Genomic DNA, 13412 nt, shown 5'->3' on the forward strand with positions numbered 1-13412 from the left:
GCCACGCGGCGCAGCCGCGGATCGCCGGGCCCCGTACCCCGGACGGGCCCCCGGAAGCTGCGATGATCTTTGATCACGACCCGATACGCGCCCTGACGTGGCGTCATGCGCCGGTGCCCTCATCGTCCTCGAGGTGGACGGTCGCCGGGTCACGCAGTGGGCGCAGGCCCTCGCGTGGCGGGCGGCGAAGCTGCAGCGGACCAGGAAGTTGAGGTTGGCGTGCTTCAGCTGGGAGAACCGGGCCGCGTCCTCGTCCCACACGTCATGTTCCCGCTCCCCGGGCGGCAGGGCCCGCAGGTGGTCGACGGCGGCGTCGAGGGAGCGGGTTGTCCGGAGCACGGCGCCATGGGGGCCGCGGCGGTCTGCGCAGCCCCTGCCGGCAGTCCGCTCAGGGGGTGGACGAGCGAGGTGAGCATGTTTCGCCGCGGGGTGGGAGCCCAGCGGGCGCCCTTTGACGCCGCACCTGCCCGGGAGTGGTGCCCAGGCGCCGTCGCAGCAGGGACGTGAGTGTGGTGCCGTTCTCGTAGCCCACCTTGCGGGCCACCGCCTCGATCGGCAGATCGGTGGTGCGCAGCAGGTGCATGGCCTGTTCGAGCCGGATCCGCTGGGCGAAGCGCAGCGGCGAGACGCCCGCCACGCGGCCCAGCGCGCGCTGCAGTGTGCGTTCGCTCGTGCCGACGGCCCGGGCCGCGTCCGCTATGCGCAGCGGCTGCTGGAGGTGTCCACGAACCCACCGCTCGAAGGCGCTGACGATCGGGTCGGTGCGCGCCAGGTGGCTGGGTATGGCGTAATCGGCTTGGGTGGGGCGGGCGTCGACGACCAGATAGCGCGCGGTGAGGTCGGCCAGGGACGGGCTGCTGTCGTGCACCAGGCACAGAGCCAGGTCGAGGTGGGCCATGGCGGCCCCGGCCGTGGTGACGTCCGGACCCCGGCTGATCATCCGGCTCTCTTCCAGGGCCACTTTGGGATAGCGCCGCCGGAACTCGGGAGCGAGCCACCAACTGGTGGTCGCGGGCAGCCCGTCCAGCACGCCGCTCTCCGCGAGCAGGAAGGTCCCGGTGCAGGCAGCCGCCAGAGGAACCCGGGCCGCACGAGCGTCCTGGACCATCTCTCGTACGGGCCGCTGCTCGGACGAGGCCACCCAGGCGGTGAGCGGCTCGGGGCGTTTGTGCCACACGCCCGGTACGACCAGCACGTCCGGCTGCGTGGCGACCTCCGGCGTGACCGTGTCCACGAGGTGACCGGCCGCCGTCCGCACCGGTCCGTGCGGGCTGACGCACTGGACCTGCCACGGCGGTGGGGGCTCCGGGATCTCCAGCCGCAACTCGTTGGCCGTCCGCAGCACGTCGAGCACCGAGGAGAGTCCGGAGTCGAAGACGGCGTCGACGACCAGCACCGAGATCTTCATGTCGGAAACGGTACGGCATGTGTCGCATCCGCCACTGGGGGGCCACGTTTCCCGGTCCTACGGTGATCACACCGACCGTCCTCTTCCAGGAGAAACCCATGGACCAGCCCCTGACCCCCGCCATCCCGGCCAACGCCCGTGTCGGGCTCCTCGTCCGTCTTGAGGCCAAGCCGGAACACGCCCAGGAACTCGAGGAGCTCCTCACCGGGGCTCTCCCCCTGGCCGAGGAGGAGAGCGGCACCACCGTGTGGTTCGCGCTGCGCCTCGGCCCGACCACCTTCGGCATCTTCGACGCCTTCGCGAACGAGGAGGCCCGTCGCACCCACGTGGAAGGGAAGATCGCGGCCGTCCTGCGGTCCGAGGGCCCGCGCCTGCTGGCGGCAAAGCCGGAGGTCGGCCCGCACGACGTGTTGGCCGCCAAGCTCCCGACCGCCTGAACGGGGCCGGGTCCGCGCCGCCGGGTGACGTGGCGGTGAGGGAAAAGCCGAACCGCCCCGGCCCTGCGCACCTCGTGCGGTGGTACCCGTCCGCACGAGGCCGCGCTGCATCACGAGCGGCCGGCGGATGTCCAGCCCTGGTGATGAAGCCGTTCGCACCCGTCCAGGAGGAGATCGAGTGCGAATTCGAACTCGGACTGGTCGTCGCAGCCCTGGCCCACGGTCGTCGCGCTGTCGTGAGGCCGAGCCGTTGCGATCTCCACGATGTAGGGGTACTTGGCCGCCATCTCCGGGAGTGCGTCCTCCCGCGCGCCCGGGGTGCTGTCCGGCGACGCGGGGAACAGCTCCGGGGTGAAGCCCCACAGCGGCTGCCGAGCGCATGCATCACATGGTGAGTGAGGTCGGCGGACAGGCCCCCGGAGCAGAACATGCCGATGAGGGAGTTCAGGTAGTCCAGCACGGCGGGCGTGGGGCGAGTGCGCGACTCGATGACGCGTGAGGCCCACGGGTGCCGCAGCAGAGCGGGCGGAGAGGATGCGCTGCCTGACGGCTGTCTTCCAGCCGCTGCCGCCGACCGGGGAGTCGATCTCACCCACGACGACGTCGACCATGCCGTCGAGCAGTTGCTCCTTGCCGGCCACGTGCTTGTAGAGCGCCATGGGAACGACGCCCAGCTCCTGGGCGAGGCTGCGCATGCTCAATGCTTCGATGCCGCGGCCGTCGGCGAACGCAACCGCGGCCCTCAGCACGCGCACCCTGTTGAGAAGGGTCCGGTGTAGGGCGTCTTCCTGCCGGGCCATGGCCGGCACCTCACTCGCGACCGGCCGCCGACCGATCTCGCTCATTGACAGGTGTACGCCGTACACCGTCAGGCCCGACGGTGTACGGCGTACACCTGAGGCCGCGGAAAGACACGTCAGCGGTCCCCCGCGCGGCCCCTCATCGACTCATCGACCAAGGAGTCCCGGTGGCCTCACCGAGAAAGCTCGCTGCAGCGGCCGGCCTGTGCTATCTCGTCACCCATGCGGCGTCCATCGGCGGCCTCGCGCTCTACGGCCCCGTACTGAACAACCCCGCCTACGTGCTGGGTCAGGGTCCCGACACCCGGGTACTCCTGGGAGCGCTGAGCAAGGTGATCCTCGCGCTCGCGATCATCGGCACCGCGGTCACGCTGTTCCCCGTCGCCAGGCGGCACAACGAGGCCCTGGCCGCCGGTTATGTCGGCCTGCGCACCCTCGAGGCGTCCGTCATCATCGTCGGCGTCGTCAGTCTCCTTTCAGTGGTGACGATGCGTCGACACGCGACGCACGGACCGCACCCGGACGCCGCCCTCCTCGCCCTCGACAAGGCCCTGGTCGCCGCCCACGACTGGACCTTCCTCATCGGCCCCGACTTCGTCTGCGGCGCGAACACGGTCCTGATGGCGTACGTCATGTACCGAGCGGGCCTCGTCCCGCGCTTCATCGCCTGCCTCGGACTGATCGGCGGCCCGCTGATCTTCGCCTCGGCGATTGCCGAGCTGTTCGGCGCATATCCCCAGATCTCCGCCGCCTGCCAGTAGCCGGCGCCGATCAGGTCCACGCTCCCGCTCGTCACCTTCCAGGGGCCGATGGACTGACCAGCCGAGTAGGTATGGAACAAGCCCGTCGGTGCGGTGGGGTACTCGAAGCTGCCGTCGTCGAACCGGCTGACCGCTGTGGCCGCACGGCCGCCGGGCACTGCGGCACTGTGCGTCGATGCGGCCAGTGCACTGGTGGGGCCGATGGCGATCAGGCTCGCTGCGGCGAGTGTGATGGTGAGGATGCGTGGGGTCACCATGGAGTCTCCCAAGGGTGGTTGGTATGGCTTTGGGCGATTCACGCAAACTATCTCGCATGTCAGGGGCATATGCCGGCCGATCGGTCGGAGCGCATCGGAGCGTGTGGACGCGCGCGTTGACACGTGCGCGCCGGTCGGCTGCGTTGTCGCGCCGGGAAAGGTGTGCGACGCGGAGGTAGAACGGCGAGGACGCGAGGGAGAAACGCACCTGTCCCGTCTGCGAGGTACCCTTTGTGGCCCTCAGGACTGTCCGACAGATCTACTGTTCACCGGCCTGCCGCAAAGACGCCGAACGCAGACGTGACCAGGCCCGGGACGAAGACCGGGCCCGCCGACTCGGCGAGGCACTGACATCGCCCCCCTCTGCCGGAGTTGCCACTGCAGCCCAAACCGTGCAGTCGAGCGTCATCACGCCAACCAGCCCCGGAACGCGACCCGTTGGAACCGACGGCGACCCGAAACTGTCCGCACTGCCAGCAGCCGGTCACCATCGTCGCGCTTCTGGCGACCCCGGAAGCGGCCCGCCCCTCTGTCCCCACGGCCGTCCCCGACATCGTTCTGCTGCGAAGGACTCCGTGACGTCTACTGACCGTTACCGATCACCGGGCCCGCCGGCCTGGCGGTCGGCGGGCCCTCCCCGTCAGGCCATCGAACGCAGTCGGTCCAATTCGCTGCCGATGGCATCCCGCAGCACATCATGCTGCGGGCCGAGCATGAACCGCTCATCACTCCACCGCTCACGCGGATACAGCCACACTGGCTTGCCCACCAGCTCGGCTGGCTCCCATTCAAACCGCGGCCAGACATGGGCATGCAGGAACGGGTCCGTATTGCCGAGAATCTCCAGGTTGACGCGGCGAAAATCTGGATCCAGCCGCCGGCAGGCCCGCTCAACCGCTTCGCCGAGCTGATCCATCTCGAACAGAAACGACAGCCGCTTGGCCCTCGGCAGGTCAGACAGCCGTTGAACACCCGGATCGTCCGCGAGGAGAACTGAGTACCCGGGCAGGAACTGAACGTCGCCGATCACCGCGAAGCCAGACTCAAGCCGCCGCTGCACGGTCGGATTCTCGCCCCGCAGAGCAGCCCCGATCCGGTCTATCCGCCAGTTACCGGTCATGGCCCGAGCCTATCCGCAGGTGATCAAGACCTGCTCTTCGCTCCCCACCCTCCCCATTCACTTCAAGGACCAACCAAGCGAGGCGAGGAGCGGCCCCGGCCGTTTTCAAGGCTCTGTCCGCAGTTCCGTGAGCCCTGTTCAGAAGAACCGGTAGATCTCCTCGGGATCACCGTGAGCCCATGCGGCGTACTCCTCGAAGCCCGGGTTGCCGATGCTCAGGTCGGCGTGGACCTCGGGGACCCCCGGTGGGACGGTGCGGAACTCACGGCCGAACTCGGTCAGCTGCTCGTAGCCCTCGTCGTCCACGCACTCCTCCCGCGTCAGCGTGGTAACCGCCAAGCAACGCGTGGCTCTCGGCCTGCATGGATGTCCGGTCGCCGAGGAAGACAACGGCCAGGTTCTCGTCGGCGCTAACCGCAGTCAGCGCCTCGTCAACGGTCGCTCCTGCCCAGGCCGGGTCGTCTATGAAGTGGACGTGTGCCTCGTACTGCCTGTCCCCCAGGGTCCCATCAGCGTCGCCGTCACGTCCTGCCACGCCGGGGGGGAGGGCGAACGGGCCGGGCCCATGTTCGGTGAGATGCCGCAGCTGACCAGGCGTTCCTTCCAATTGCTTCGGATGCCCCGCGGCTCGGTCCGGTGCCGAGCGCCTCCTGCCACGTCTGCGAGAACCCGTTCCAGGCCGGGAAGATGGTCTGCGCCGTCCACTGTGTCGGTGTGACACTTTGCGGCCGAAAGGTCGACCACCGTCTGCGTGAAGAGGTGATGGGCCCGCGGATCCACCACGTCCGCCAATGCTGCGGGCCCTCCACAGACGCCGTGCAAGAACCATCCAGGCCCGCCATAACCGATGATCCGCGTAGGCTGCAGTACCTGCTTGCCGTCCCGTACGACCGGGACCCGGGCACGGACCTCCAGGCCGAAGCTGCTGACGGCTTCCTCCGCGCTACCGCCCTGGTTCCGGACACTCTGGACAGTCTTCGGACGGACCGTTTCCCAGACTGGGCCCGACGGGGCCCTGAACACCTGGAGATTCAGCACTTCATCGCCGGATGAGACGACCGCCCCGACGATGCGCACACCGGCGTTCAGCGGATGCATCCGCGCGCCCTCCAACCGCGGCACTTGCAGAGCACCGTAGTCGAGGCGTTCCACGCCATAGGGCATCGCAGTTTCCGCCGCGCCCCAAGGCCCCGACTCGCCGTTCCTGACCCGGGGGGCGGGTCAGTTCGCCTGATTCGAGCGCTTCGGACCAGAGGTCTTCCGCTTGCGCCAACAGGCCGTCGAGAGTGTAGGGCGAGGCATACGCCGATAGCTGAGCCACCGCCCGCTCCCAAAACGTCGACGCGTCCGCAGCGTCCAGTTCGATCGCCCGCAGGTCCTCTGAACTCAGCCGGGACAACAGTGAGTCGCCGGACTGTGCCATCTGATCGGCCAGTGTCGGGTCCTCGCTCGCGGCGAGGCAGAGGGCCGCCACGAGAAGCACACCCGGAGTCAGCCGGTCCCAGGCGCCGAATTCGGCCGAGTCGCGACTCTCTACGGAGAGCGCCCCGTCCCGGCCGTACTGCTCGACGACCTGTTTTGCTTACGCCCTGACCTGGTTCATCAGTCGTCCTCTGCCGCCCTTCGTACCCTGCCCGCCATCCGGGATCGGCCCTTGCTCGCCGTGCGGCCTCACCGCCCGCAGCGTCTCGAGGAGAGTCTTCCAGCGACGTGGCACGACGTGGGCGGAGTCCTCGCCACCGGCGAGGCGTTCAACCGTCCCGCACACCACAAAGTCGGCACAAAACCGCGTGCCGCGACGGTGCTACGGCGATGCCAAAGGCTGCTGGAACGCCGGAGGCGGCAGCAATGCATCGACCACGCCGGAGGGCAGAGGCAAGGAAGGCTCATGGCAGCCTTGGTGGAGTGGCAGCGCGCCTTTCATCTGCTCCAGCTGCACATGGGGGCCAGCGGCGAGCTGCCTATAAAGCCGGGCATCGTCGTGCACCAGGGCGAGGACCTGGGGCGGTGGGTGCGCTCGGTCCGGCTGGGCTGGGACAATCTCACCTCCGTGCAGCAGTGGATGTGTGAGCACATCCTCGGGATCGAGCCCGCGGCCGAGGACGAGAAGCCCCACCGCGCCGCACGCAGGTAGAACGCGCAGGCCACCGAGGCGACCTGCTTCCCGGTCAGATGCAGAACCCACAGGCTGCCGAGCTGGTGCTCGGCACGCAGCATGCCGAGCACCACCCAGCCGTGCTCGGCAACCTCCTCATGGTCATGCAGAATCCGCAGCGCCTCGAGCAAGGCCTTACTGCCCTGCATTCGTGTCGGCTCCACTGTCACGCTCGCCGCTGAACGCCGGATTGAGACGACGGTAGGAGAGGGCCCCGGGGTGCGCGTCGGAACGCCGGAAAGATCGCGCGCGCCTGTGTGCCACGCGGAGTGGGCCTACACCATGACGTCTCGGCTGTCAGCGCCTGGCGTGAGCCGACCGGCCGGGGCACCCAGGGCCGACTCGTCAGTGTGCCGTGGTGACGGTGACGGGAACATCCGGGCAGTCGCTGAGGACATCGGCGAGCGGGCGGCCTTGGCCCGGTCGGTGGGTATGCCCTCGATCAGCATGCTTCGTTGGCCGTTGAGCAACACCAGCACACACAAGAGCGTTGAGCGCCCGAAGTGCTACGCCACAACCCGGTCTCCTGCCTAGCGCCAGCGGGTGCGGAAGCCGCCAGGGGTGTCGCCGGTCTCGCGGGTGAAGAACTTCCCGAAGTTGGCGGGTTCGGAGAATCCGAGCATCCGGCCGATCGCGGCGACGGCCAGGTCGGTGTGCACGAGCAGACGCTGCGCCTCCAGGGCGACGCGGGCGTCGATGAGTTCCTTGGCGGTGCGTTCGGTGGCGGCCCGGCAGGCCCGGGTCAGGGTGCGTGGTGAGTAGCCGAGTCGAGCGGCGTATCTCTGCACGGAGCGGGTGGTGGCGAAGGAGCGCTCCAGCTCGTAGCGGAAGGCACGGAAGACCTCGCCGCCGGCGCTCGCCGAGGCGGTACGGTCCGGATGGGGCAGCCGGGCCAGGCGCAGCAGCACCGCGCCGAGGAGCTGGCGTAGCAGTGGCACGGTGAGGTCGGCGTGCGTGTCCTCCCGGCGGTCCTCCAGGGTGTGGTACTCGGCCGCGATCTCGGCCAGGGCCCGGTCGAGGACCTGGTGGTTCCCCGCAGGCAGCGTCCAGCCGGCAGGGCCGAAGCCGTCGAGGAGGGACGCGAGCTGAGGCAGTCGCGGTGGGAAGGCGGCGGTGAACAGCACCAGCACGGCATCCAGCTCGGCCAGGCGACCCGCCGCATCGGCCGGGAACCGCTGGACCTGCCCGGGCCGCAGATGCAGCAGTCTGCCCGGTGCACAGGGCTGGGGGACGAAATCGACCATCATGGTTGCCTCACCGCCTCGCACGAGGAGCAGTTGGTGGAAGTCCGGCCGACTCGCGGTGCGGGCGACTTCCCTTTTCAGGCGGCGGCGCAGGACGTCGAACGTCAGGACCTCGATACCCAGCCGCGGGTGGCCGGGATTGCGGAAGGCGATGTCGATCACGTCGCGTTGTCCAACTCTGACCATGGCGGGTCCCGACTCTACCTCGTCACGGGAGCACCTTGGCGGGGATCGTGGAGGCATCGCCGCGCGTGCCGGTCTGTACCCCCTGAGACCCGCGGCGCGCCCGTACATCATCCCTGCCCCGATGGGCACACACCAGGTAAGGACCCACCACTGTGAAGACTGCGATCACCGATCCCGCACTGCTGCCCGGTGCGTTCGAGGATGCCCTGAACGCCGGTGACGTCGAGGGCGTGCTCGCCCTGTTCGCCCCCGGCGCCACCATGCGCACGCCGGCCGGCGAGGTCATCACCGGCAACGAAGCGCTGCGCCGGGAGATCAGCGGGACCGTCGCCGCCTGTGGACGGCTCACCAACATCCCCCGGTACACCCTGGTCGGCGCCGAGGCCGCCCTGCTCGTCACCGAATGGACCCTCGAAGTCACCGCCCCCGACGGCGAGCGTCTCTCCTCGACCGGCACCACCGCCAACGTCGCATGCCGAGACGCCGACGGCTGCTGGCGGTTCGCCGTCCTCAATCCGCTCGGCACAGCCTGAGCGACGGCCTGAGCCCGAAATGCGTGCCGGGGCAGTCAACGCCGGCGCGTGGGAACCGGCGTGCGGTCTGGCCGTCTGGCCTTGGGAGGGTACGAACAGCCCGTCACCGTCCAAGACGGCGAACTCCTCCGCGGCGAACACATCGCTGTCGAAGTACAGCACCCGCGCGCCGCACGTGTGAGTGAGGTCGATGAAGTCCTCAGCGTTGACCGCACCGCCCGTCAGCAGCACGCGCCGGCCCTCTCCCCTCGGTAGGGCAGTCACGAGTGTCAGCCCCTTCACCTGAGCCCATACGGGAATTTGATCGAGCAGTTTCTGCAGATCAGCACCGCTGGTGCGCTGGACCGGAACCGACACGAGGTAGCGAATCAGATACGGACGACCGCTTCGACGCGGCCGAGACGCTGCGGAAGACCGTGAACGTGAACGGCGCCACGGCACCGGGGCGGATGCTGGACCAGGCTGCCCGGAAAACCCGGTTCAAATGCCCCGAGGCCACATCCCCTCAGAAGCAAGCTGCCTCGCCTGAAAGGGTGATACTGCCTACAAACCCGTCTCCGACCCGTACCAGTCCGCCCGCGTGTGGACGCGGGGGCGAGAAAACCGTCAGCCGCTCTTCCTGACCGCTGGTGGGAGCACTCGGTGACCTCTCAGGCGCGCCTTGATGCCGTCGTAGCGCTTCCAACCCTGGTATGTCTTGTAGACGGCGTAACCGCCGCCCGCGGCGATGAAGGCGGCGAAGGGAGCGGCGTCCAGCCCTGCCTGGCCCACACCGATCACAGCGGCGAGCAGGACGACCGCGAGCACCGACGCGGAGATGGCCAGGCGCCTTTTGATTCGGAGAGTGTCGGCGATGCTGCTGACCCGCACGCCCACGGCCGCTCCACAACTGCCGCATTCCACCTCGAGCATGCTCACGCCCGACTGCGGCCGACGGATCGCCAGCGGGTAGGTGTCGTACGTGGTGGTGGTCACCCGTACCGTGCCGTGGCTGGACGACGTCCTGCCCGTCACGTGAGCCAGGCGTCTGGAGCACTCCGATTCGATTCGACCGTTCATCCGATACCGTCCCCGTGGTCAAAGGAAGCCATTTATACACCACGCCGCGACCGGTGCGCACCAACTGTCCACGCGGACACCGTGGTTGCCCTTCGGGAACCCCACTCCTCGCGGGCGTTGCCAGGGCGTACACGCCCAGCCGACGACTGCGGCACGGCACCGCGCGCCCTGACGACAGCGAAGGGCAGGCCCTCGAAGTGCTGGGTGACGAGTCCGCCGTCGCGGCGCCGGAGGATCACAGGCCCCTCGGCGGCTGCGTCAGATGACGGGCGGCCCCGAGCTCGGCGTTCGGCTGGGGCGGGAGCCGGTTGCCTCCGTTGCGCTGTGCCTCGGCTTCCTGTCGTCCACGAACGCCGTGACCGAGACCGGCGGGATCTCCACCTTCGGGTTGCGCTGCCAATCGGGCCGCTCGGCAGCTTCAAGGGCGGTGGCACGTCCCTCCGCTGCAGCGGAGGGACAGCACAGCGATCTCCGGGCCGAAGCCCACCGCCAGGCTGCCGTCCGCCAGTACGGCCACCGCGGTCACTTCGTGGGGGAACACCAGTGCCGCGCCCTGTTGGCGGCCGGTGGCAAGGTCCCGTGCCCGTACCGTCCTGTCGTTGCCGCCGGTGACGACGACGGGGCGCCCGTCCACCACACCTGTGGCCACCGCACGCACCTTGCCGGTGTGACCGTGGAGGTGTTCTCCGCTGGGCTCTTGCGTGGTCAGGTCCCACAGGCGCAGCGTCTTGTCCGCGCTGCCGACGACGACGGGACGGCCGTCGAGCACGGCCGTGGCCACGCCGCCCACCGGGCCGGTGCGGTCGGTCAGGGGTTTGCCGACGGGCTGCATGGTGGTCAGGTCCCACACCCGCACGGTCCCGTGGTCGAGGCCGGTCACGGCGACGGGCCGACCGTCCACCACCGTCGTCGCCAGTGCGTCCATGCTGGGGATGTGGGCCGTGATGTGGTCACCGACGGGCTGTCCGGTGGCCAGGTCCCACAGATGCAGCATCCCGTCCTCGCCGCCGGCCAAGGCGAAGGGACGGCCGTCGACGACCGCCGTGGCCACCGCACACAGCGGGACATCACGGCCGGACGGGGGTTCGCCGATCTCCTGCCCGGTGGCCAGGTCCCACACCCGGACCATGCCGTCCTCGCCTCCGGTGACGGCGACGGGACGGCCGTCCAGCACCGCCGTCGCCACCGCTTTCACCCCCAGGTCGTCCGCGGGGAGAGGGGCGCCGACGGGCCGGCCGGTGGCCGCGTCCCAGACCCGCACCGTTCCGTCCTTGCTGCCACTGAGGACGGCGGGGCGGCCGTCCAGCACCGCCGTCGCCAGTGCCCGCACCTTACGGGTGTGGCCGGTCAGGGGGCTGCCGACGGCCCGGCCGGTGGCCAGATCCCAGACCCGCACCGTTCCGTCCCCGGCACCGATGACGGCGACGGCCTGGCTCCCCAGCACCGCCGTCGTCAGCGCCCGCTGCCCGCCGGCGGGGCCCGTCAGCGGATCGCCGACGGGTTGTCCGGTGGCCAGGTCCCACACCCGTACCGTCCCGTCCGCGCAGCCGGCCAGGGCGACGGGCCGACCGTCCACCACTACCGTCGCCAGCGCGGACACCGGGACATCGCGGCCGACCGGCCGCGCGGCGACCTGCTGCCCGGTGGCCAGGTCCCACGTCCGTACCGTTGCGTCCCCGCAGCCGGCCAGGGCGACGGGCCGACCGTCCACCACTGCCGTCGCCACCGCGCAGATCCGACCGGTGCCGCTCTGGAGGGGGTCGCCGACGGGCTGCCCGGTGGCCAGGTCCCACACCCGTAGCGTTCCGTCCCCGTCGCCGGTGAGGGCAACGGGCCGGCCGTCCACCACTGCCGTCGCCACCAGTTGCGGCAGGGGAAGCGGCAGCCCCAGCAGCCGCAGCACCGGCGGCAGCGGGGGTGAGACGGTGAAAGGGTCGCCGGCGGCCTGTCCGGTGGCCAGGTCCCATACCCGTAGCGTTCCGTCCCCGTCGCCGGTCAGGGTGACGGGCCGCCCGTCCACCACTGCCGTCGCCACCGCGCAGATCCGGCCGGTGGCGCTCTGGAGGGGGTCGCCGACAGGTTGCCTGTGGGCAAGGTCCCACACCCCCACCGTTCCGTTCCCGCCGCCGATCACGGCGACGGCGCGGCCGTCCACGACCGCCGTCGCCGGCGCGCACAACTGGCCGACGCCGACGTGGAGCGGTTCACCGGACGGCAGTCCGGTGGCCAGGTCCCATAGATGCACCGTCCCGTCGTCGCTGCCGGTGACGGCGACCGGACGGCCGTCCAGCACCGCCGTCGCCACCACACGCGCCCCACGGTCAGGCCCGGGCAGGAGATACCGGAAGCGGTGGTCGAGCGAGAATCCGGTCGCCCACCGCACCGTCCACCAAGGCACGGGGGCGTCCGCCACCGGCACGGCGGCTATCCGTGCCGACAGCTCCCGGTCCCCGTACCGGGCAGCGTCCAGCGCCAGCAGCTGCCGCCGCCCCCTGGGCCCCGCGTCCCGGTGCAGATGCGCCGACGCCCGGTACACCGCCGCCGTCAGGATGGGCCCCGACTCCGCCCCCGCATCCAGCAGCCCGGCCACCTCCTGCGGATCACCGTTCACCAGCAGACCCGGATCCGCCCACGACACATCGGCACCCGCACCCACACCCACGCCGGCCCCGGACACATCCGTGCCGGCCCCGCCCAGACGCGCATCGCTCTTCATGACCAACACGGTAAGCGGCCCTGTTCCGGCTCGGGGAGGGAATCCAAGGCCCACGATCCTTCGGCAGTGAGCCGGTACCCGCGAGCCAGCCAGTCGGAAGCAGTACCGGCCGGAACCGCCACGGGTCAGAATCAGGACTAGGGTCCGTCTTCAAAGATCATCTCGTGGTGGATCATGGTGGGTGAGATACGCCGCCATGAACTCACCGACCGCGAGTGGGAGTTACTCGCTCCGCTGATCCCGCGAGCCGTGACGGGCCGACCTCGCGTCGAGAACCGGAAGATCATCAACGGCATGGTCTGCAAGATCCGCACCGGGATCTCCTGGCGCGACCTGCCGACCCGTAACGGCCCATGGAAGACGGTGTACACCCGCTTCCGCCGCTACGCCCGCGCGGTAGCGGGGAACCGGCCGGCGGCCGGTGCCGGACCAGGCGGCGAAAAGGGGGAACCGCCTCATGCGGCTCGACGGTGATATCGCCGTGGATTCCGACCACGTACGCGTGTCCCTGCTCGGCCGGCCCAGCGCGGAAGTCGGCGTTCTGACCGTAGCCGGCATCCGCCACGACGACCGGCGGCATCAGCCCCCATCCCGCCACCTCGTCCAGGGCGTCCGGTGCCAGCCGCCACTTCTCTCGGTGAACGACCTCCTCGGGGACGCCGGCCCTCCTTCGCCGGACGGCGTCGTCCGCCCACTCCCGGGGCAGGAACAGCCGCCAGTTCAACGGGCACGATGC

The 13412-nt window shown here is 69.9% G+C and carries 12 protein-coding genes and 3 pseudogenes; 5 read left to right on the forward strand and 10 right to left on the reverse strand.

The window, feature by feature from the left end:
• Positions 1 to 388 precede the first annotated feature (388 nt).
• Positions 389 to 1408 carry a GlxA family transcriptional regulator gene (locus tag AC5WRT_RS35530; protein ID WP_496098270.1) on the reverse strand — a complete coding sequence of 340 codons (1020 nt, stop codon included), beginning with the start codon at positions 1406 to 1408 and terminating at the stop codon, positions 389 to 391.
• Positions 1409 to 1506: 98 nt separating this feature from the next.
• Between AC5WRT_RS35530 and AC5WRT_RS35535 the strand changes: the two genes are divergently transcribed.
• Positions 1507 to 1845 carry a putative quinol monooxygenase gene (locus AC5WRT_RS35535; RefSeq protein WP_496098269.1) on the forward strand — a complete coding sequence of 113 codons (339 nt, stop codon included), beginning with the start codon at positions 1507 to 1509 and terminating at the stop codon, positions 1843 to 1845.
• A gap of 110 nt (positions 1846 to 1955) precedes the next feature.
• Here the strand turns inward: AC5WRT_RS35535 and AC5WRT_RS35540 are convergent, their stop codons facing one another.
• On the reverse strand, positions 1956 to 2645 hold the full coding sequence (locus AC5WRT_RS35540; protein ID WP_496100952.1) for a TetR/AcrR family transcriptional regulator: 690 nt from the start codon (positions 2643 to 2645) through the stop codon (positions 1956 to 1958).
• Between the two features lie 167 nt (positions 2646 to 2812).
• Between AC5WRT_RS35540 and AC5WRT_RS35545 the strand changes: the two genes are divergently transcribed.
• A complete protein-coding gene (locus AC5WRT_RS35545) occupies positions 2813 to 3406 on the forward strand; it encodes a DUF4386 domain-containing protein (RefSeq protein WP_496098267.1) in 594 nt (197 codons plus the stop codon).
• Positions 3407 to 4303: 897 nt separating this feature from the next.
• On the opposite strand, the gene AC5WRT_RS35550 is transcribed toward AC5WRT_RS35545, so the two are convergent.
• From AC5WRT_RS35550 to AC5WRT_RS35565, 4 genes and pseudogenes are all read right to left on the reverse strand, one after another.
• Positions 4304 to 4783, reverse strand: a complete 480-nt coding sequence (locus AC5WRT_RS35550; RefSeq protein ID WP_496100953.1) for an HIT family protein — start codon at positions 4781 to 4783, stop codon at positions 4304 to 4306.
• A gap of 138 nt (positions 4784 to 4921) precedes the next feature.
• A complete protein-coding gene (locus AC5WRT_RS35555; RefSeq protein WP_496100954.1) occupies positions 4922 to 5122 on the reverse strand; it encodes a DUF6924 domain-containing protein in 201 nt (66 codons plus the stop codon).
• Positions 5046 to 5318: a DUF6924 domain-containing protein gene (locus AC5WRT_RS35560; RefSeq protein WP_496100955.1), complete on the reverse strand. Its 273-nt coding sequence runs from the start codon at positions 5316 to 5318 to the stop codon at positions 5046 to 5048. The genes AC5WRT_RS35555 and AC5WRT_RS35560 overlap by 77 nt, the downstream gene beginning before the upstream one ends.
• A pseudogene (locus AC5WRT_RS35565) lies at positions 5246 to 5962 on the reverse strand (DUF3710 domain-containing protein); the annotation flags it as partial. The gene AC5WRT_RS35560 and the pseudogene AC5WRT_RS35565, both read right to left, overlap by 73 nt.
• A gap of 709 nt (positions 5963 to 6671) precedes the next feature.
• Here AC5WRT_RS35565 and AC5WRT_RS35570 point away from each other — a divergent pair.
• Positions 6672 to 6917, forward strand: coding sequence for a hypothetical protein (locus AC5WRT_RS35570; protein WP_496098265.1), 246 nt, complete (start codon positions 6672 to 6674; stop codon positions 6915 to 6917).
• Between the two features lie 551 nt (positions 6918 to 7468).
• On the opposite strand, the gene AC5WRT_RS35575 is transcribed toward AC5WRT_RS35570, so the two are convergent.
• Positions 7469 to 8368: a helix-turn-helix domain-containing protein gene (locus AC5WRT_RS35575; RefSeq protein WP_496098264.1), complete on the reverse strand. Its 900-nt coding sequence runs from the start codon at positions 8366 to 8368 to the stop codon at positions 7469 to 7471.
• Between the two features lie 152 nt (positions 8369 to 8520).
• Here AC5WRT_RS35575 and AC5WRT_RS35580 point away from each other — a divergent pair, with 152 nt between their 5' ends.
• Complete coding sequence (locus AC5WRT_RS35580) at positions 8521 to 8901, forward strand: YybH family protein (protein WP_496098263.1); 381 nt, start codon at positions 8521 to 8523, stop codon at positions 8899 to 8901.
• A 606-nt stretch (positions 8902 to 9507) separates the two neighbouring features.
• Here the strand turns inward: AC5WRT_RS35580 and AC5WRT_RS35585 are convergent.
• Together AC5WRT_RS35585 and AC5WRT_RS35590 are read right to left on the reverse strand one after the other, a co-directional pair.
• Positions 9508 to 9915 (reverse strand): hypothetical protein, encoded by a 408-nt coding sequence (locus tag AC5WRT_RS35585; protein ID WP_496100956.1) that lies wholly within the window; start codon positions 9913 to 9915, stop codon positions 9508 to 9510.
• Positions 9916 to 10378: 463 nt separating this feature from the next.
• On the reverse strand, positions 10379 to 12676 hold the full coding sequence (locus AC5WRT_RS35590; RefSeq protein WP_496100957.1) for a WD40 repeat domain-containing protein: 2298 nt from the start codon (positions 12674 to 12676) through the stop codon (positions 10379 to 10381).
• Between the two features lie 174 nt (positions 12677 to 12850).
• Between AC5WRT_RS35590 and AC5WRT_RS35595 the strand changes: the two are divergent.
• Positions 12851 to 13012: pseudogene (locus tag AC5WRT_RS35595) on the forward strand (transposase); the annotation flags it as partial.
• A gap of 27 nt (positions 13013 to 13039) precedes the next feature.
• On the opposite strand, the pseudogene AC5WRT_RS35600 reads toward AC5WRT_RS35595, so the two are convergent.
• Positions 13040 to 13412, reverse strand: a pseudogene (locus AC5WRT_RS35600) (transposase); the annotation flags it as partial.

The sequence above is a fragment of the Streptomyces sp. NTD91 genome, from assembly GCF_059510455.1.